This window comes from Humibacillus xanthopallidus (assembly GCF_044793955.1).
GTDB lineage: Bacteria > Actinomycetota > Actinomycetes > Actinomycetales > Dermatophilaceae > Humibacillus > Humibacillus xanthopallidus_C.
In genome coordinates, this window is record NZ_CP084995.1 from 2,085,449 (window position 1) to 2,104,371 (window position 18,923).

The 18,923-nt window shown below is 71.9% G+C and carries 16 protein-coding genes; 15 read left to right on the plus strand and 1 reads right to left on the minus strand.

What is annotated here, in order from left to right; all coding sequences use genetic code 11:
* Nucleotide 1: 1 nt before the first annotated feature.
* From LG278_RS09210 to LG278_RS09280, 15 genes are all read left to right on the plus strand, one after another.
* The gene (locus LG278_RS09210) at nucleotides 2-2,242 is read left to right on the plus strand and encodes a penicillin-binding transpeptidase domain-containing protein (RefSeq protein ID WP_404393094.1); all 2,241 of its coding nucleotides are present in this window, start codon (nucleotides 2-4) and stop codon (nucleotides 2,240-2,242) included.
* Nucleotides 2,243-2,253: 11 nt separating this feature from the next.
* Nucleotides 2,254-3,879 (plus strand): UDP-N-acetylmuramoyl-L-alanyl-D-glutamate--2,6-diaminopimelate ligase, encoded by a 1,626-nt coding sequence (locus LG278_RS09215; RefSeq protein WP_404393096.1) that lies wholly within the window; start codon nucleotides 2,254-2,256, stop codon nucleotides 3,877-3,879.
* Nucleotides 3,876-5,276, plus strand: a complete 1,401-nt coding sequence (gene murF / locus LG278_RS09220; RefSeq protein WP_404393098.1) for a UDP-N-acetylmuramoyl-tripeptide--D-alanyl-D-alanine ligase — start codon at nucleotides 3,876-3,878, stop codon at nucleotides 5,274-5,276. Before LG278_RS09215 ends, murF begins: the two co-directional genes overlap by 4 nt.
* The gene (gene mraY / locus LG278_RS09225) at nucleotides 5,273-6,358 is read left to right on the plus strand and encodes a phospho-N-acetylmuramoyl-pentapeptide-transferase (protein WP_404393100.1); all 1,086 of its coding nucleotides are present in this window, start codon (nucleotides 5,273-5,275) and stop codon (nucleotides 6,356-6,358) included. The genes murF and mraY overlap by 4 nt, the downstream gene beginning before the upstream one ends.
* Nucleotides 6,355-7,845: a UDP-N-acetylmuramoyl-L-alanine--D-glutamate ligase gene (gene murD, locus LG278_RS09230; protein ID WP_404393102.1), complete on the plus strand. Its 1,491-nt coding sequence runs from the start codon at nucleotides 6,355-6,357 to the stop codon at nucleotides 7,843-7,845. The genes mraY and murD overlap by 4 nt, the downstream gene beginning before the upstream one ends.
* Nucleotides 7,842-9,155 carry a putative lipid II flippase FtsW gene (gene ftsW, locus LG278_RS09235; RefSeq protein ID WP_404393104.1) on the plus strand — a complete coding sequence of 438 codons (1,314 nt, stop codon included), beginning with the start codon at nucleotides 7,842-7,844 and terminating at the stop codon, nucleotides 9,153-9,155. Before murD ends, ftsW begins: the two co-directional genes overlap by 4 nt.
* Entirely contained in the window at nucleotides 9,152-10,261 is a 1,110-nt protein-coding gene (gene murG, locus LG278_RS09240; RefSeq protein WP_404393106.1) for an undecaprenyldiphospho-muramoylpentapeptide beta-N-acetylglucosaminyltransferase, read from the plus strand. The genes ftsW and murG overlap by 4 nt, the downstream gene beginning before the upstream one ends.
* Nucleotides 10,258-11,730, plus strand: coding sequence for a UDP-N-acetylmuramate--L-alanine ligase (gene murC, locus LG278_RS09245; protein ID WP_404393108.1), 1,473 nt, complete (start codon nucleotides 10,258-10,260; stop codon nucleotides 11,728-11,730). Before murG ends, murC begins: the two co-directional genes overlap by 4 nt.
* Nucleotides 11,730-12,584, plus strand: a complete 855-nt coding sequence (locus LG278_RS09250; protein WP_404393595.1) for a cell division protein FtsQ/DivIB — start codon at nucleotides 11,730-11,732, stop codon at nucleotides 12,582-12,584. Before murC ends, LG278_RS09250 begins: the two co-directional genes overlap by 1 nt.
* A gap of 269 nt (nucleotides 12,585-12,853) precedes the next feature.
* Entirely contained in the window at nucleotides 12,854-14,095 is a 1,242-nt protein-coding gene (gene ftsZ / locus LG278_RS09255; protein ID WP_404393110.1) for a cell division protein FtsZ, read from the plus strand.
* Nucleotides 14,096-14,156: 61 nt separating this feature from the next.
* Nucleotides 14,157-14,906: a peptidoglycan editing factor PgeF gene (gene pgeF / locus LG278_RS09260; RefSeq protein ID WP_404393112.1), complete on the plus strand. Its 750-nt coding sequence runs from the start codon at nucleotides 14,157-14,159 to the stop codon at nucleotides 14,904-14,906.
* Nucleotides 14,903-15,655 (plus strand): YggS family pyridoxal phosphate-dependent enzyme, encoded by a 753-nt coding sequence (locus tag LG278_RS09265; protein ID WP_404393114.1) that lies wholly within the window; start codon nucleotides 14,903-14,905, stop codon nucleotides 15,653-15,655. Before pgeF ends, LG278_RS09265 begins: the two co-directional genes overlap by 4 nt.
* 40 nt (nucleotides 15,656-15,695) lie before the next feature.
* Complete coding sequence (locus LG278_RS09270; RefSeq protein WP_404393116.1) at nucleotides 15,696-16,220, plus strand: cell division protein SepF; 525 nt, start codon at nucleotides 15,696-15,698, stop codon at nucleotides 16,218-16,220.
* 54 nt (nucleotides 16,221-16,274) lie between these two features.
* On the plus strand, nucleotides 16,275-16,559 hold the full coding sequence (locus LG278_RS09275; protein ID WP_404393118.1) for a YggT family protein: 285 nt from the start codon (nucleotides 16,275-16,277) through the stop codon (nucleotides 16,557-16,559).
* 170 nt (nucleotides 16,560-16,729) lie between these two features.
* Nucleotides 16,730-17,884, plus strand: a complete 1,155-nt coding sequence (locus LG278_RS09280; protein WP_404393120.1) for a DivIVA domain-containing protein — start codon at nucleotides 16,730-16,732, stop codon at nucleotides 17,882-17,884.
* Between the two features lie 140 nt (nucleotides 17,885-18,024).
* Here LG278_RS09280 and LG278_RS09285 read toward each other — a convergent pair whose 3' ends face one another.
* Nucleotides 18,025-18,912 carry a hypothetical protein gene (locus tag LG278_RS09285; RefSeq protein ID WP_404393122.1) on the minus strand — a complete coding sequence of 296 codons (888 nt, stop codon included), beginning with the start codon at nucleotides 18,910-18,912 and terminating at the stop codon, nucleotides 18,025-18,027.
* Nucleotides 18,913-18,923: the final 11 nt, after the last annotated feature.

Below are 18,923 nucleotides of genomic sequence, written 5' to 3' on the forward strand. Positions count from 1 at the left end.
TGTGACGCCGACCCGAGGCTCCGAGCCCGGCCGCCCCGACCGTCCCGAGCGGCGCACCGCGTCACCGGCGTCACCAGCATCATCGGGGCGCTCCGGCACGACCGCGCGCCCGTCCCGGCCGCGCTCTGGCTCGACGGGCGCGACGACTGACAAGGCGTCGCGGGTCCGCGGCACCGCTGCCCAGGGCTCGGCGCGCACCACGACCGGGCGTCCCGCATCCTCGACCGGGCGCGCGGCGCCCCCGAGCGGGCGCGCCGCGTCCTCGAGCGGCCGCGCGGGGTCCTCGAGCGGCCGACCCCCGGCTCGTCCGACACCGCGATCGGCCGCCGCGCCTGCTGCTCCGTCCGGCCGCGGTCGCGGTCCCGCGCCGAAGCGCTCGTCGGCTCCGCGGCCGCCGCGCCGGCCCCGTCGGCGGCTGCGCATCTCGACGGCCAACCCGCGCCGTCGCGCCCGCGTCATGTTCGCGGCGATCCTCGTCATCTTCACCGTCTTCGCCGGTCAGCTCCTGCGCATCCAGGCGTTCGACGCCTCGGCGACCCAGGCGGCCGCCTTCAACAAGCGCCTCGTGCAGACCCTCACCCCGGCGATGCGCGGCCAGATCCTCGACACGAACGGGCAGGTGCTCGCCGACTCGGTCGAGCGCTACACCGTCGCGGCCAACCCCAATGCCGTCCCGGCCTACAAGGTGCGGGTCGACGGCTCGCTCAAGCAGGTCGGCGTCGCCGGTGCTGTCACGGCGCTGGCCCCGCTGCTCGACATGAGCGAGTCCGACCTGACCGCGATCCTCACCCGGCCCAAGACCCAGTACGCCATCGTCAAGAAGCAGGTCAACCCCGCCGTCTACAGCGAGATCCGGGCGCTCGGCATCCCCGGCATCAGCGGCGAGAAGACCGTCGACCGCATCTATCCGACCGCCATGGCCGCCGGTGAGATCGTCGGCTTCGAGCACCCCTACGACCCGAAGTACTCCGCGGGCGTCGAGAAGATGCTGGAGAAGACCCTCGCCGGCAGCCCGGGCCGCACCGTGGCCGAGCGCGCCCGTGACGGCTACATCATCCCGGGCTCGCAGCGGGTCGACACCCCCGTGGTCAACGGACGCGACGTCAAGCTGACGATCGACTCCGACCTGCAGTGGTATGCCCAGAACGCGTTGGCCAAGCAGGTGACCGGCGTAGGCGCCGAGTCGGGCACCGCCGTCGTCATCGAGGTCGCGACCGGCAAGATCCGGGCCGCGGCGAGCTATCCGACCTACGACTCCAACAAGCCGGGTGCGGCCAAGACCAACCTCGCCAACCGCGCCTTCTGGGAGGCCTTCGAGCCCGGCTCGACCGGCAAGCTCATGACGATGGCCGCCGCGATGGAGCAGAAGGTGATCACCCCCGACACGGGAGTCATCGTGCCGATCCGGCTGCCCCGCGCCGGCATCCGCTTCAAGGACAACGAGTACCACGGCGTCGAGCACATGACGGCCACCGGCGTCATCGCCAAGTCCTCCAACATGGGCACGATGCTCATCGGGGAGCGCGTGGCGCCCACGATGATGGAGGACTACTACCGCAAGTTCGGCATCGGCCAGAAGACCTCGGTCAACTTCCCCGGCGAGTCTGCCGGTCAGCTCGCCCCGGCCGAGAAGTGGAACGCCCCCCAGCGCTACACGCTCCTCTTCGGCCAGGGCTACTCGGTCACCGCCGTTCAGGCCACGAGCGTGTTCCAGACCATCGCCAACAAGGGCGTGCGGGTGTCGCCGTCACTCGTCGAGGCCACCGCCGACGTGAACGGCACGCTCGTGCCCGCTGCCACCCCGACCCCCGCGCGGGTGGTCTCGGAGGACACCGCGGTCAAGCTCTCGCGGATGATGGAGGAGGTCACCGGCCCCGACGGCACCGCCAGCGCCGCCCGCATCAAGGGCTACCGCGTCGCCGGCAAGACCGGCACCGCCGACCGCTACGACGAGAAGGTCAAGGGCTACAACGGCTTCACCGCCTCCTTCATCGGCTACGCGCCCGCCGAGAACCCGAAGTACGTCGTCGGTGTCTTCATCCAGAAGCCCAGCGCGGGCATGTTCGGTGGCATGCTCGCCGGACCGGTCTTCAACCAGGTGATGACCTACCTGATCGAGCGCACCGGAGCCCCGCCCAGCCCGAAGTCCGACCTCGACTACCACGTCTGGGCCAAGAAGCCGCTGTCCGAGAACGACCCGACCGTCATCAGCAATGCGCGGGCGAAGCGGGATGGCCTGTAAGTTGGGATGACGTGTCACCTACCCCCCTCCGACCCGCCACCTCGGGCGTTCGGCTCGACGACCTGACGTCCAGGACCGGGTCCGGCGACGTGCTGCGACTCGCTGCCTCGGACCCTGCCGTCGGTGACGTCGTCGTCACCGGTGTCAGCCTCGACAGCCGGGCCGTGTCCGCCGGTGACCTGTATGCCGCCCTCCCGGGGTTCAACGCCCACGGCGCGGACTTCGCGGGCGAGGCCATCGCCGCCGGGGCGGTCGCGGTGCTCACCGACGCGGCGGGCCTCGATCGCCTCCATGGACTCGAGCGACCCGAGCGACCCGGCTCCCCGCAGGTGCCGGTGCTCGTGGCAGCCCACCCCCGAGAGGTGCTCGGTGCGCTCGCCGCGACGGTCTACGGGCACCCGGCCGAGGACCTCACCACGCTGGGGGTGACGGGGACCAACGGCAAGACGACGACGGCATACCTCATCGAGTCGGCGCTGCGCGCCCTCGGGCAGCGCACCGGGCTCATCGGCACCGTCGAGACCCGCATCGGCGACGAGCGGCTCGACTCCGTGCGCACGACGCCCGAGGCGACCGACCTGCACGCCCTGCTCGGCATGATGCGCGAGCGCGGCATCGACGCGTGCGTCATGGAGGTCTCGAGCCACGCTCTCGAGCTGCACCGGGTCGACGGGGTTGTCTACGACGTCGCGCTCTTCACCAACCTCTCCCAGGACCACCTCGACTTCCACGCGAGCATGGAGGACTACTTCGCCGCCAAGGCCTCGCTCTTCACGCCCGCTCGCTCACGGGCCGCGGTCGTGTGCGTCGACGATGCCTGGGGAGCGCGGCTGGCGCGCGAGGCGACGGTGCCGACCGTGACCTTCGCCTCCGCCCCTGCAGACGGCGTCGACTGGGTCATCGAGGAGGGAGCCGGTGGCTCCTTCGCGGTGCGTGAGACCGGGGGCGAGCGGGTGCTCTCGCTCGTGTCGCACCTGCCCGGCCACTTCAACGTCGCCAACACCGCCCTCGCGGCTCTCGCGCTGCTGACCCTCGGGCTCGAGGTGACCCAGGTGCAGCAGGCGCTGGCCGTGCCACCGGACGTGCCCGGCCGCATGGAGGTCGTGGCACCCGGTGGCCCCGAGGGGCCGCGGTGCATCGTCGACTTCGCCCACACCCCCGACGCGGTCGACGCCGCCCTCGACGCGCTCCGGCCCTCGACCTCGGGCCGGCTCATCGCGGTGCTCGGAGCGGGCGGCGACCGCGACCGGGGCAAGCGCCCCGGCATGGGGGCAGCCGCCGCCCGGCGTGCCGACATCGTCGTGGTCACCGACGATAACCCCCGCTCGGAGGAGCCCGGCGACATCCGCGAGGCGGTCATCGCGGGCGCTCGCGAGACGGTGCGGTCGGGCGAGGCCCGGGCAACTGACATCATCGACGGCGGGTCGCGCTCCAGCGCGATCGCCGAGGCCGTCGCCATCGCCGTCCTCGCGGCCGGCTCGGGCGACGGTGTCGACACCGTCGTCGTGCTCGGCAAGGGACACGAGAAGGGTCAGGAGATCCACGGAGTGAAGCATCCGTTCGACGACCGGGAGGCCGTGCGCGCCGCCCTAGGTGCCGCGCTCGGCGCCGCGACGGGCCCCGGCGGCGGCTCGTGATCGCGCTGACCCTCGCCGAGATCCGCGACCTCACGGGGGGCCGGCTCGTGGGGACCGACACCCCCGACGACATCGTCGTCGACGGTGTCGTCACCACCGACTCGCGCGACGTCACCCCCGGCAGTCTCTATGTCGCCCGGGTGGGCGAGCACGCCGACGGCCACGCCTACGTGGACGCGGCAGTGTCCGCCGGTGCCGTCGCCGCCCTCACCTCGCGAGCGGTCGAGGGCGTGGCGCAGGTCGTCGTCGACGACGTGCAGACCGCCTTCGGCGCCGTCGCGCGCGGCGTCGTCGACCGGGCCCCCGAGCTGCGCATCGTCGGCATCACCGGCAGCTCGGGCAAGACCTCGACCAAGGACCTGCTCGCCGCCGTGCTCGAGTCGGTCGCCGAGACGGTCGCGCCGGTCAACTCGCTCAACGGCGAGATCGGTGTGCCCCTCACGGTGTGCCGCGTGACCCCGACGACCCGCTTCCTCGTCGCCGAGATGGGCGCGCGCGGCATCGGCCACATCGACTACCTCACCCGCATCGCGCCGCCCCAGGTCGCCATCGTGCTCAACGTCGGCACCGCGCACGTCGGCGAGTTCGGCTCGCGCGCCAACATCGCCGCGGCGAAGGCCGAGCTGCCCCGGGCCGTGCCCGCCGAGGGGCTGGCCGTGCTCAACGCCGACGACCCCCTCGTGGCGGCCATGCGCGACGGTCTGGCCTGCCGCGTGCAGCTCGTCGGGCTCTCGCCCGACGCCGACGTGCGCGCTGAGGAGGTCGTGCTCGACGAGCTCGGCAGGGCGGCATACACCCTCGTCGCGCCGGCAGGCAGCGTCCGGATCACCTTGCGCCAGAGCGGTGCCCACCACGTCGGCAACTCACTCGCCGTCGCTGCCGCGGCCCTCGAGCTCGGGCTGTCGCTCGACCAGGTGGCCGCCGGGCTGTCGGCGGCCGAGGCCGTGAGCCGGTGGCGGATGGAGCTGACCGAACGACCCGACGGCGTGCTCGTCGTCAACGACGCCTACAACGCCAACCCCGAGTCGATGCGCGCCGCGCTCGACTCCGTGGCCGCCATGAGCGTCACCGGTCGGCGCTGGGCCGTGCTCGGCGGCATGCTCGAGCTCGGCGACGACAGCGAGCCCGAGCACACGGCTGTGGGGGCGTATGCCGCCGGACTGGGCTTCGACCACCTCGTGGCCGTGGGGGAGGGGGCCCGCCCCGTCGCCGCCGCGTTCCCGGGCGCGCAGTGGGTGCCCGACACCGACGCCGCCCACGACCTCGTCGACGGGCACCTCGCCCCCGGCGACGTCGTCCTGCTGAAGTCGAGCCGCGACAGCGGCCTGCGCTGGCTGGGTGACCGCCTCGCCGGTCGAGACACGGCACCCCGGGGCGACAAGGTGGTCACCTCGTGAAGGGCGTCCTGCTCGCGGCGTCGTTCTCGCTGCTCATCTCGCTGTTCGGCACACCGCTGTTCATCAAGTTCCTCGTCAAGCGGGGCTACGGCCAGTTCATCCGTGACGACGGCCCGACGTCGCACCACACGAAGCGCGGCACGCCGACGATGGGCGGGGCGGTCATCCTCGCCGCCACCCTCGGTGCCTACTTCCTCGCCCACCTCTTCACCCTCAACCCGCCCACGGCGAGCGGTCTGCTCGTGCTCTTTCTCATGGCGGGTCTCGGCTTCGTCGGCTTCCTCGACGACTTCATCAAGATCAGCAAGCAGCGCAGCCTCGGACTGCGCTCGCGGGAGAAGCTCATCGGCCAGACGCTCGTGGGCGTCATCTTCGCCGGACTCGCACTGCAGTTCCCCAACGAGCAGTACCGCACTCCCGCCTCGCTGCTCGTCTCGTTCGTGCGCGACACCAACATCAGCCTCGCCCTCGGTGGGAGCACCGTCGTCGGGGTCATCCTCTTCGTCATCTTCGCCAACGTCATGATCGCCGGAGCCTCCAACGGCGTGAACCTCACCGACGGCCTCGACGGGCTCGCGACCGGTGTGTGCACGATGGTCTTCGGCGCCTACGTGCTCATCAGCATCTGGACCTACAACCAGAACTGCCAGACCAACCCGGGCATCAAGTGCTACGAGGTGCGCGACTCCCACGACCTCGCGCTCGTCGCGGCGGCGGGCATGGGCGCCTGCTTCGGCTTCCTCTGGTGGAACGCCACGCCCGCCAAGATCTTCATGGGCGACACCGGTTCGCTCGCCCTCGGTGGCGCGCTGGCCGGCCTCGCGATCACGACCCACACCGAGCTGCTGCTCATCATCCTCGGCGGCATGTTCGTCCTCGAGACGCTGTCGGTGGTCGCCCAGGTGGCCTCGTTCAAGACCACCGGTAAACGGGTGTTGCGGATGGCACCGCTCCACCACCACTTCGAGATGGTGGGGTGGAACGAGGTGACGGTCGTCGTGCGCTTCTGGATCATCGCCGGGCTCTTCGTCGCGCTCGGCCTGGGCATCTTCTACGCCGAGTGGGTGGTGGGATCGCAATGACGTTCGACCCGACCTACGAGCCCCGGGAGGGGCTGACCCACCGCGACGCCGACTGGTCCGGCATCCAGGTGCTCGTCGTGGGCCTCGGCGTGTCCGGCTTCGCTGCCGCCGACGCCCTCGCCGAGCGCGGCGCCCGGGTGACGGCCGTGTCGCGCGACGTCACCGAGGCGATCACCGAGCGCGCCACGATCCTCGAGATCCTCGACGTCGACGTGCGTCTCGGCCCCGAGCACATGAGCGAGCCGCCCCCGGGCACCCAGCTCGTCGTCACCTCGCCCGGCGTGCCCCCGCACGACCCCCTGATGCTGGCCGCGGCGACGTCGGGCATCCCGGTGTGGGGCGAGGTCGAGCTCGCGTGGCGCATGCGGGCAGCCGAGGGTGCCGCTCCCTGGCTGACCGTGACCGGCACGAACGGCAAGACGACGACCGTGGGCATGCTCGCCTCCATCCTGCGGGCCGGTGGCCTGCGCGCGACCAGCGCCGGCAACATCGGCACGCCCCTGCTCGAGGCCGTCCTGCACCCCGAGCCCTACGACGTGCTGGCCGTCGAGCTCTCGAGCTTCCAGCTGCACTGGCAGCGCTCGATCTCCGCGGTCGCCTCGGCCGTGCTCAACGTCGCGCCCGACCACCTCGACTGGCACGGCGGCTACGCCGAGTACCTCCGGGCCAAGGGCAAGATCTACGAGAACACCCACCTGGCCTGCATCTACAACGTGGCGGACATCCAGACCGAGCAGCTCGTGATGGAGGCGAGCGTCGTCGAGGGCTGCCGCGCCGTCGGCTTCACCACCGGCATCCCCGCACCGTCGATGATCGGCGTCGTCGAGGACGTGCTCGCCGACCGGGCCTTCGTCGAGCAGCGGCAGCGCTCGGCCGCCGAGCTGTGCACGCTCGCCGACCTGCAGGGCGACGGCCCGCCGCCGGCGCCGCACTACATCGCCAACGCCCTGGCCGCAGCCGCCCTCGCCCGGGCCTACGGCGTCGGCCCCATCGCCGTGCGCGACGGGCTTCGCGCCTTCCGGCCCGACCGGCACCGCATCGCCGAGATCGCGACGGTGCGCGGGGTGCGCTTCGTCAACGACTCCAAGGCGACCAACCCCCACGCGGCCGCAGCCGCCATCCGCTCCTTCGACTCCGTCGTGTGGATCGCGGGCGGACTGCTCAAGGGCGCCGACGTCGACAGCCTCGTCGAGGAGATGGCCTCACGCCTGCGCGGCGTCGTGCTCATCGGCGCCGATCGCGCGCAGATCGCGGCGGCCCTTTCCCGACACGCGCCGGATGTCCGCGTCATCGACCTGCCCGACACCGACACTGGGGTCATGGACCGGGTCGTCACGCAGGCAGCGCGACTCGCCCAGCCGGGTGACGTCGTCCTGCTCGCCCCCGCAGCGGCGTCGATGGACATGTTCACCAACTACGGTGCCCGCGGCGACGCCTTCGAGGAGGCGGTCCGACGGCACGAGGCGGCCTCCGGAGGGCTGGAGTGAGCACCACCACGACCAACGCCAAGGTCAGCACCAAGACCAGCACCAAGGCCAAGACGGACCAGCCCGCCTCCGCCGCCTCAGGCGTCCAGTCGCTGCCCGTCATCGGCAAGCTCGAGTCGCCGATCACGACCTACTACCTGCTGCTCGGCGCGACCGGGGCCCTCGTCGTCATCGGCCTCATCATGGTCTTCTCCGCCTCGAGCGTGGAGTCGTTGCTGGCCGACCAGGCGTCCTACGCAGTCTTCGTGCGGCAGTTCGCCTTCGCCGTCGTCGGCGGCATCCTCGCGGCCTTCGCCAGCCGCCTCGACCTGCGGTGGTGGAAGCGGCTCGCCTTCCCGATCCTCGTCCTGTCCATCGGGCTCCTCGCGGCCGTCATCCCCTTCGGCAAGATGGTCAACGGCAACCGCAACTGGCTCGCGATCGGCCCCCTGCAGTTCCAGCCGTCGGAGTTCGCCAAGCTCGCGCTCGTGCTCGTCGGTGCCCTCATCTTCGCCAACAAGTCGGCCCGCATGGCGAGCACGATGCACGTCGTGCTGCCCTACCTCGTGCCCATCTCGACCGTCGTGCTCGCGCTCGTGCTCGCCGGTCACGACCTCGGCACGGCGATGGTCTTCCTCGTCATCATCGCCGGGGTCCTCGCGGTCGCCGGCGCCTCCAAGCGGCTCTTCGCCATCGGCGGCCTGCTCGGGGCGGCGGGCGTCGCCGTCCTGGTCTACACGAGCAGCAACCGCATGGGCCGCATCGCCGACTTCTTCGACCCCGCCTGCCAGTCCGACCCCAACGGCATGTGCGGCCAGTCGGTGCACGGCATGTATGCCCTCGCCGACGGCGGGTGGTGGGGCGTCGGGCTCGGCGCGTCCAAGGAGAAGTGGGAGTGGCTCTCGGAGGCCCACAACGACTTCATCTTCGCGATCATCGGTGAGGAGCTCGGCCTGCCGGGCACCCTGATGATCCTCGCGCTCTTCGCGGTGCTGGCGTGGGCCTGCTACCGCCTCGTCAGCCGCACCCAGGACCGATTCGTGCGGATCGCGGGCACTGGCATCATGGCGTGGCTCATCGGGCAGGCCATCATCAACATCGGCGCCGTCATCGGCCTCTTCCCGGTCATCGGCGTGCCCCTGCCGCTCGTCTCGGCCGGCGGCTCCTCACTCGTGACGACGCTGCTCGCCCTCGGCATCCTGCTCTCCTTCGCGCGCAGCGAGCCCGGCTGCAAGGCCCTGCTCGACGCCCGTCCCAGCATGCTCCGCCGGTCGCTCGCCGTGCTCCCGTCACGGCCGCTGTCGATCGCGTCCCGTCGCAGAAGTCGGTGATCCCGCTGTCCACCCCCACCTCCGTCCTGCTCGCGGGAGGGGGCAGTGCCGGCCACGTGTCGCCGCTGCTCTCGCTCGCCGATGCCCTGAGGCGCCGCCACCCCGACGTGCGCATCACCGCGCTCGGCACCCGCGAGGGTCTCGAGGCTCGCCTCGTGCCGGCCCGCGGCATCGACCTGCGCTTCGTGCCCAAGGTCCCGTTGCCCCGTCGCCCGAGTGGTGACCTGCTGCGCCTTCCGGGCAACCTCCGCGCCGCCGTCGCCGCCGCGGGGACGGCGATCGACGAGACCTCTGCCCAGGTGGTCGTCGGCTTCGGTGGCTACGTCAGCACGCCCGCCTACCTCGCCGCGCGGCGCCGGGGCGTGCCGATCGTCGTCCACGAGCAGAACGCCCGCGCCGGCATCGCCAACCGGCTCGGGGCTCGCTGGAGCCGGCACGTCGCCACCACCTTCTCGGGCACCGCGCTGGCCCACGCCCGGCGGATCGGTATGCCGCTTAGGCGCGAGGTCGCCACGCTCGACCGCGCAGCTCTGCGACCCGAGGCTGCCGCCCACTTCGGGCTCGACCCGAGTCGCACCACCCTGCTCGTCACCGGCGGGTCGCTCGGCGCCCAGCGCCTCAACGACGCCTTCCGGGCCCGCACGGCCCAGCTCGGGGACGCCGGCATCCAGGTGCTGCACGTCACCGGGCTCGGCAAGGAGTTCGAGCCCGACCCGTCGCCCTCGGGAGCGTCCTACGTCGTCGTGCCCTATGCCGACCGCATGGAGCTCGCGTATGCCGCCGCCGACCTCGTGGTCGCACGATCCGGCGCCAACACGGTGTGCGAGCTGACCGCGGTGGGCCTGCCCGCCGTCTACGTGCCGCTGCCCGTCGGCAACGGCGAGCAGCGCCTCAACGCCGCCGATGTCGTCGCGGCGGGCGGGGGACTGCTCGTCGACGACGCCGACTTCACGCCCGCCTGGATCGACGCCCACCTGCTCGGACTCGCGGCCGACACCGAGCGGCTCCTCGAGATGGGTCGCCGCGCCCGAGAGCTGGGCGAGCCTCGGGCCGACGAGCTGCTCGCCGACATGGTCGACGACGCGGCGTCCGGGGCACGCACATGAGCGCGACACCGAGCGTCGAGCACCCCTTCGCCGCGGCCCGCTTCGACTTCACCGCGCCGGTGCCCGACGCGGCCGGACTGGGCCGCGTCCACTTCCTGGCCATCGGGGGCGCCGGCATGTCGGGAGTCGCCCGCATCATGCTCGCGCGGGGCATCGCCGTCACCGGCAGCGATGCCAAGGAGGTGCCCGTGCTCAGGGCCCTCGAGGCCGAGGGCGCGTCGGTCTGGGTCGGCTTCCACGAGGGGCACCAGGAGCGGGCCGACGCCGTGGTCATGAGCTCCTCGATCCGCGACGACAACGTCGAGCTCGTCGCGGCCCGTGAGCGCGGCGTCCCCGTGCTCCACCGGGCCCAGGGGCTCGCGTCGCTCATGGGAGACCGACGTCCGGTCGCCGTCGCGGGCGCCAACGGCAAGACCACGACGACCTCCCTGCTCACGGTCGCGCTGCAGGGCTGTGGCCTCGACCCGTCGTTCGCCGTCGGCGGCGAGCTCGCCAAGCACGGCACGAACGCCCACGACGGCAGTGACGACATCTTCGTCGTGGAGGCCGACGAGAGTGACGGATCCTTCGTGGTCTACCACCCCGAGGTGGCGATCGTGACGAACGTGCAGCCTGATCACCTCGACTTCTACCTCAACTTCACAGTTGTCGAGGCCGCCTATGACGCGTTCGTCGGCACGATCCGGCCCGGCGGCCTGCTCGTGACGTGCGCCGACGACACCGGTGCACGGGGCCTCGCCGACCGCGCCCGGTCCTTGGGTGTGCGGGTCATCACCTACGGTTTCGACCCGGGTGCCGACGTCGTCCTCGCCGACCACGTCGCCGACGGACTCACCTCGTCGGTCACGCTGACCGACGCCGCCACGACGGGGGAGACGCGGCGGATGTCGCTGGGTGTGCCCGGGCGCCACAACGCCCTCAACGCTGCAGCCGCCTACGCTGCCGCGGTGCACGGGCTGGGCCAGGACCCCGAGTGCATCCTCGCCGGGCTGGCGTCCTTCACCGGCACGCGCCGTCGGTTCGAGCCCAAGGGCGAGCAGGGTGGTGTCGTCGTCGTCGACGACTACGCCCACAACGCGGGCAAGGTGGCCGCCGTCGTCGAGACGGCCAAGGCTCTCGTGGGCGACGCCGGTCGCCTCATCGTCGTCTTCCAGCCCCATCTCTACAGCCGCACCCGCGACTTCGCGAACGAGCTCGGTGCCGGGCTGGCCCCGGCCGACGAGGTCGTCGTGATGGACGTCTACGCCGCCCGGGAGGACCCGCTGCCCGGGGTCTCCGGCCAGCTCGTGGCCGATGCCGTCAGCCGGGCCCGTCCCGGCGCGGGGGTGCGCTACGTGCCGTCGTGGTCGGAGGTCGCCGAGGTCGTCGTCGACCTCGCGCGGCCCGGCGACCTCGTGCTGACGGTGGGTGCCGGTGACGTCACCATGGTCGGCCCCGAGGTGCTGAGGCTGCTGGAGGGTGCGCCGTGATGCTCGACCGCTCCACCCGGTCGCGCGCGGCACGACCCACGCCCGACCCCTCGGGGGCATCGGGCTCATCGGCATCTCCGGCGGCCGGCTGGAGGACGAGCCGCGCCACGAGGGTGGCCGGCCGTGGCCTCGCCTCCTCCCGGCGCCGCTTCGAGCGGCGGGCGGCCGCCGCCCGGCGCCGGCCGCGGCTGCTCATCGGCATCGGCGTCGCGCTGCTGCTGCTCCTCGGTCTCGTGGTCTGGTTGGGCTGGTTCAGCAGCGTCTTCACCGCCACGGCCGTCGAGGTGCGGGGCGCCTCGGGCGCGGCCGCCGCACAGGTGCGACAGGTCGCGGCGGTGCCCCTCGGGGGTCCGGTCATGCGCGTCGACACCGACGCGGTCCAGGAGCGGCTCGTCGCGGGCAAGGCGTGGCGTGAGGTGTCGGTGTCACGCAGCCTGCCCCACACGGTCGTCATCGACGTCACGCCTCGGGTGGCGGTGCTCGCGGTCCGGGGAGCCGGCGGTCGGGTCGAGCTCGTCGACGCCGAGGGGGTCGTGTTCGCCAGGGTCGCCTCGCCCCCCGCCGGCGTGCCCGTCGTGGCGTCCGGAGCGGCCACCGTGACGAGGGCTGGTGTCACCGCGGCGCTGCAGGCGCTCGGCTCGCTCGAGCCTGCGCTGCGCCGCACCGTCTCGGGCGTCACCGTGTCCGAGGCCGACCAGGTCAGCTTCCGGCTCAAGGTCAAGGACGCGACCAAGACGATCGTCTGGGGAGGCTCCGGCGACGGCGCCACCAAGGCCAAGCTCGTGGCCGTCCTCGTCTCGCAGCCGGGCTCGACGATCGATGTGAGTGTGCCGGGATCACCGGTGACACGCTGAGACGTCCGTGGCGGATGGGGTTGCAGGGGCTGATGAGACCCGCGCCACCGAAATGGGGCGATCCGCCCGGCGACACGCCGCACGGTGGGTTGATCCACGCAACGCCCACGGCATACCGTCGGGGCACTGGTTCGTGACCAAACTGTAACTCTCACCTCCACGGTTAAGGTTTGGGTCGACGTCCGGCGAGGGCCGAGGGTCCCGAGGACGCAAACCAGCACGACCGACGCAGGCAGGACCGGCACCACCAGTCAGGAAGGCCCACTCCCGTGGCAGCAGCACCGCAGAACTATTTGGCCGTCATCAAGGTCGTCGGCATCGGCGGCGGCGGCGTCAATGCGATCAACCGCATGATCGAGGTCGGCCTCAAGGGTGTCGAGTTCATCGCCATCAACACCGACGCGCAGGCGCTGCTCATGAGCGACGCCGACGTCAAGCTCGACGTGGGCCGCGAGCTCACCCGGGGCCTCGGCGCCGGCGCTGACCCTGAGGTCGGCAAGAAGGCCGCCGAGGACCACGCCGAGGAGATCGAGGAGGTGCTCCGCGGCGCCGACATGGTCTTCGTCACCGCAGGCGAGGGTGGCGGCACGGGCACCGGCGGGGCGCCGGTCGTCGCCCGCATCGCCCGCGGCATCGGCGCGCTCACGATCGGCGTCGTCACCCGCCCGTTCACCTTCGAGGGCCGGCGGCGCGCCAACCAGGCCGACTCCGGCATCGGGAGCCTCCGCGAGGAGGTCGACACCCTCATCGTCATCCCCAACGACCGGCTGCTGTCGATCAGCGACCGCAACGTCTCGATGATGGACGCGTTCCGCTCGGCCGACCAGGTGCTCCTCTCGGGCGTGCAGGGCATCACCGACCTCATCACGACGCCCGGCCTGATCAACCTCGACTTCGCCGACGTCAAGTCGGTCATGCAGGGCGCCGGCTCCGCTCTCATGGGCATCGGCTCGGCCCGCGGCGAGGACCGCGCCGTCCAGGCCGCCGAGCTCGCGATCAGCTCACCGCTGCTCGAGGCCTCGATCGACGGCGCGCACGGTGTGCTGCTCTCGGTCCAGGGCGGGTCCGACCTGGGTCTCTTCGAGATCAACGAGGCGGCACGCCTCGTGCAGGAGGCCGCGCACCCCGAGGCCAACATCATCTTCGGTGCGGTCATCGACGACGCCCTCGGCGACGAGGTGCGCGTCACCGTCATCGCCGCCGGCTTCGACGCGGGCGGCCCGACCCACCGCGACGACGAGCGGGCGCTGGGCCAGGTCATGGGGCGGTCAGCGGCTCCGGCCGAGTCCGCCCCGCAGCGCCCGGCCCCCACCGCCCCGCCGGCGCAGGCTCCGCAGCAGCCCGCACCGCAGCACTCCGGCCCGCAGCACGCGGCCCCCGCGCCGACCGGGGGCGAGTCCCGTCCCGCGCCGGCCGAGGCCCCTCGCCAGCAGGTGCCGGTCCAGCAGCCGCCGCGGCAGGTCACCTTCGACGAGGGCGACGACCTCGACGTGCCCGACTTCCTCAAGTAGGCGGCCCAGCCTCCGGCCCCCGCTGACCCGCCGGACCCACCGCGCTCGATAGGTTGTCGTCGTGTTCCACTGGCGCTCGACCCTCGACCGGACCGGGTCCGGCGGTGTCGTCGAGCTCGGTTTCACCGACCGCTCCGCGGGTCGCGGCACCGGACCGTATGCCGGGCTCAACCTCGGCGGTCACGTCGGCGACGACCCCGCCGCGGTCGAGGCCAACCGCGAGGCCCTCGCGGCAGCGGTGGGCGTGCCCCGCGACCACCTGGTCCTCATGAACCAGGTCCACGGAAGCGACGTGGCCGAGGTGTCGGGCCCCCCGACGGGCGCCTCGCCGCCGGTCGACGCCGTCGTCACCCGCACGACGGGGCTGGCCCTCGGGGTGCTGGTCGCCGACTGCGTGCCCGTGCTCCTGCACGACCGCGAGGCCGGCGTGGTCGGAGCCGTCCACGCCGGCCGGCCCGGCATGACGTCCGGGATCGTGGGGCGGGCGGTCGACGCGATGCGCGACCTGGGCGCCGAGACCATCGTCGCCACGGTGGGCCCCTCCGTGTGCGGTCGCTGCTACGAGGTGCCCGCCGACATGGCAGCCGCCGCGGCGGCGGTCTCGGCATCGTCGGCGGCGAGGTCGTGGACCGGCACGCCGGCCATCGACGTCGCAGCGGGGGTCGTCGAGCAGCTGGTGTCCACATCCGTTGCGGTGCAATGGATCCCGGGATGCACGCGCGAGACGTCGAGCCTCTACTCCTACCGCCGCGACGGCGTCACCGGCCGCTTCGCCGGCGTCGTGAGCCTGCCCCAGGAGGCACGTCGATGAGTGCAGACCCACGCCGTCGCGACGAGCTCGCCACCGGTCTCGGCGCGGTGCGGGCCAGGGTCGAGCGCGCGTGCGCCGATGCCGGACGCGACCCGGGCGAGGTCACCCTCATCGTCGTGACGAAGTTCTTCCCGGCGTCCGACGTGCTCCTGCTCCACGACCTGGGGGTGCGCCACTTCGGTGAGAACCGCAACCAGGAGGCGGGGGAGAAGTTCGCCCAGGTGCGGGCCGCCCTGGGGGAGACGGGCCCGGCCGACCTCGTGCTGCACTTCATCGGCCAGCTGCAGACCAACAAGGCCGGACACGTCGCCTCCTACGCCGACGTCGTGCAGTCGGTCGACCGTCCTCGCCTCGTCAGTGCCCTCGACCGAGGGGCGCACGCGGCCGACCGGCACCTCGACGTGCTCCTGCAGGTCGACCTCGACCCCACGCCGGGCGACGGCTCGGGCGGGGTCGCCACCGCCCGCGGCGGCCTGCGCCCCGAGGACGCCGACGCGCTGGCCGACGCCGTCGCGGTGCGTGACCTGCTGCGCCTGCGCGGAGTCATGGCGGTCGCCCCCCTGGGAGCCGACCCCGACGCGGCCTTCGCCCGGCTGCGCGAGGTCGCGGACGGCATACGACAGCGGCACCCCCGAGCCGACTGGATCTCTGCCGGGATGAGCGGCGACCTCGAGGCGGCGGTGCGACACGGAGCAACACACCTGCGTGTCGGAACCGCAATCCTCGGATCACGGCCGTCACTTCTGTAACGTCGAACCCACTGGAATCCGAACGGTTTGGGGAGTTGGCATGGCAGGGGCACTGCGCAAGACGATGGTGTACCTCGGACTCAGCGAGGAGGACCAGAGGCAGGACCGTGAGCGCTATGACGACTACGAGTCCTACGACGAGTCCGACCGCTACGACGACGAGTCCGACCGCTCGGACCGCGTCGGTTCGACGGACGTCTCCGAGCACACCGCTGCCGTGACGCAGCTCCCGACCCGCCGGCCCGTCGCGGCCGTCGTGCGCGACCCCGAGGTCGGTTCGCTCAACCGGATCACGACGATCCACCCGCGCACCTACAACGAGGCCAAGAACATCGGCGAGTGGTTCCGCGACAACGTGCCAGTGATCATGAACCTCAGCGACATGGACGACGCGGACGCCAAGCGTCTCGTCGACTTCGCCGCGGGTCTCGTCTTCGGCCTGCACGGCACGATCGAGCGGGTCACCTCCAAGGTCTTCCTGCTCTCGCCCTCGCACGTCGAGATCGCAGCCGATGAGCCCGAGACCCCGACCGTCTCGACCCGCGGCTTCTTCAACCAGAGCTGACGCGAGTCGACCCCGGCGTCGACTCGCCGCGCTTCATCAGCGACACTGACGGGCATGGACGTGTTCTGGGCGATCTACGGCGTGGTCGTCTTCTCTTTCTTCATCGCACTCATCGGCCGGTTCATCATCGACTGGGTGCAGGTGCTGGCGCGCTCGTGGCGGCCCAGCGGCATCGTCTTGGTCGTCGCCGAGGGCATCTACACCGTGACCGATCCGCCGCTTCGCGCGCTGCGCAAGGTGATTCCCTCGCCCAGCCTCGGGGGAGTGCGCCTCGACCTCAGCTTCCTCGTCCTCATGCTCCTCACCTCGCTCGCGCTCAACGTGCCGAGCATGTTCTGACCGCTGTCATCTGTCCGCATGGTGGTCCACTTGTCCGAGGGGTGGACCCCACAGGGTCAGCCAGCACCGTAGGAGGGTGCGGCTTTGGTTCGTGACCTCTTCGTTAGATACCGTTGACCTGATCCACTCCGTCTGTATCGAGGTGACACATGGCGCTTACGCCGGAACAGGTGCTGAACAAGCACTTCCAGACCACGCAGTTCCGTCGTGGCTACGAGGAGAGGGATGTCGATGACTTCCTCGACGAAATCGTGGCCGAGATGCGCTCGCTCATCGAGCAGCGTGACGACTACCTGAAGCAGCTCAACGACTGCCGCGCGAGCAAGAACCAGGGGGCGGTGCGTGCCGACGGTGCGACCGCCGCCATGCCGGTCGTCGGACGGCCCGGTGACGACGCGAAGCTCGGTGGTCTCACCGCCAAGATCCAGGACGCCGAGCGCGCCTTCAAGGCGGCCGCCGACCGCGCGGCCAAGGCCAAGGCAGACGCCGACAACGCCGAGCGGGCCGCTCGGGAGCGCATCGAGCGTGCCAAGGCCGAGGCGGAGCGCGCCGAGGCCGCAGCCAAGTCGGCCGTCGACAACACGGCCCTCGACGAGGCCCAGGCGAAGCTCACCCAGCTCAACACGCAGGTGGCCGATGCCGAGGCCAAGCTGAACCAGGCACAGGAGAACGCCCGCGCAGCCGAGGCCGAGGCCCGCGCCGCCGAGGAGCGTGCCTCGCGCGCCACCACCAACGCAGAGGCCGCCGCGGCGTCGCCGGCGGCCACGGCCGCCTCGACGGGCACGGCTAACCTCGACGCCGCCGGTGTCATCGCGCTCGCCCAGCGCCTGCACGACGAGCACGTCGCGGCCGGTGAGTCGCGTCGCAACGAGCTCATCTCCGAGGCCGAGGGCCGTCACTCCGAGCTGCTGTCGACGGGCCAGGCCAAGCACGACGAGCTCATCGGCGCCGCTCAGGCCCGACACGACGAGGTCACCCAGGAGGCCGAGCGGCTCGCAGCCGAGGCATCTGCCGAGCGCGAGCAGATGCTGGCCCAGGCGTCGACCGAGCGCGACAAGATGCTCGCCGAGGCAGCCGAGCAGCGCGACCAGATGCTGACGGAGGCGCGCGAGCGCTCGACCGGCATGGTGGCCGAGGCCCAGCAGAAGAAGGCGGCCCTGCTCGAGGAGCTCGACAAGCAGAAGGGCCTGCTCGACCGCAAGATCGAGGAGCTGCGCGGCTTCGAGAAGAACTACCGCAGCAACCTCAAGTCCTACATCGAGGGTCAGCTGCACGACCTCGACGGCAGCATGCAGGAGCCCGCGCGCGCCGGCAACCAGAGCTGACACCGGCTGACCGCACGGGTCACCCGACAGACACCACACCGACCGTCCGGAAACTCCCGGGCGGTCGGTGTTTGTCCGTCACGCCGCGAACTGTTCCGTCGCTGCTGGCGTTTCGCGTTTGTGCACGGCGCGCCGGGGGCTTATTGTCGGCCCCACTTGTCCACGTCGACAGCGTGAGCGACGAAGGGTCTGGGTCCAATGGTGGCTAAGAGCGCAGCGTCCGGAAGCACAGCAGCGAAGGGCACAGCGGCCAAGACGACGGCCGCGCGCAAGGCCGCGCCCGGGACGGCGTCGAAGAGACCTGCGTCCCCTGCCACGAAGGCGGCCACCAAGGCCAGCGCGAAGGCCAGCAGGAAGGCGAGCGCCAAGCCCGCCGCGACGACGGATGCCCCGTCGCGGTCGACGACCTCGAGGGTCGGCTCGGCCGTGCGGGCGACGGTGAACTCCGTGAAGGCGGCTGTGGCCCGGGCGACGACGTCGGGCTCCGCGACCGACACGCCCGAGGCGCCGACCGCCGCGAAGAAGACTGCCACGTCGAAGAAGACGGCCCCGACGAAGAAGGCGGCCACGTCGAAGAAGACGGCCCCGGCGAAGAAGGCGGCGTCGAAGAAGGCTGCCTCTGCCGCGAAGTCGGCCCCAGCGACGAAGGCGGCGCCGGCCAAGAAGGCGGCGCCGGCCAAGAAGCCGGCGCCGGCCAAGAAGGCGGCGCCGGCGACGAAGGCCGCGGCCGCGAAGAGGGCCGCCACGACACCGACGAAGACCACCACGAAGACCACGGCGAAAACCACCAGGAAGACAGCTGCCACGAGCGCAGCGAAGACCACGACCAAGAGCCCGGCGAGCCCCGCGTCCGCCTCCGCGACGAAGCGAGCCGCGAAATCGCCTGCGGCACAAGCCGCGCCGCCGACCGCCGCCACGGCGACCCGGGCGACGAAGAAGTCGACGACAAAGTCCGCGTCCTCGGCAGCGTCCGGCACCCGATCGGGTACGAAGACCGCAGCCACCCCCGCGGCGTCGCCGCGGGCCACCCGAGCCACCA

Excerpts from the sequence above, each read along its gene's own strand:
- murD (WP_404393102.1), top strand. The coding sequence starts at position 6,355 with ATGACGTTCGACCCGACCTACGAGCCCCGGGAGGGGCTGACCCACCGC.
- murC (WP_404393108.1), top strand. The coding sequence starts at position 10,258 with ATGAGCGCGACACCGAGCGTCGAGCACCCCTTCGCCGCGGCCCGCTTC.
- LG278_RS09250 (WP_404393595.1), top strand. The coding sequence starts at position 11,730 with ATGCTCGACCGCTCCACCCGGTCGCGCGCGGCACGACCCACGCCCGAC.
- LG278_RS09265 (WP_404393114.1), top strand. The coding sequence starts at position 14,903 with ATGAGTGCAGACCCACGCCGTCGCGACGAGCTCGCCACCGGTCTCGGC.
- LG278_RS09270 (WP_404393116.1), top strand. The coding sequence starts at position 15,696 with ATGGCAGGGGCACTGCGCAAGACGATGGTGTACCTCGGACTCAGCGAG.
- LG278_RS09275 (WP_404393118.1), top strand. The coding sequence starts at position 16,275 with ATGGACGTGTTCTGGGCGATCTACGGCGTGGTCGTCTTCTCTTTCTTC.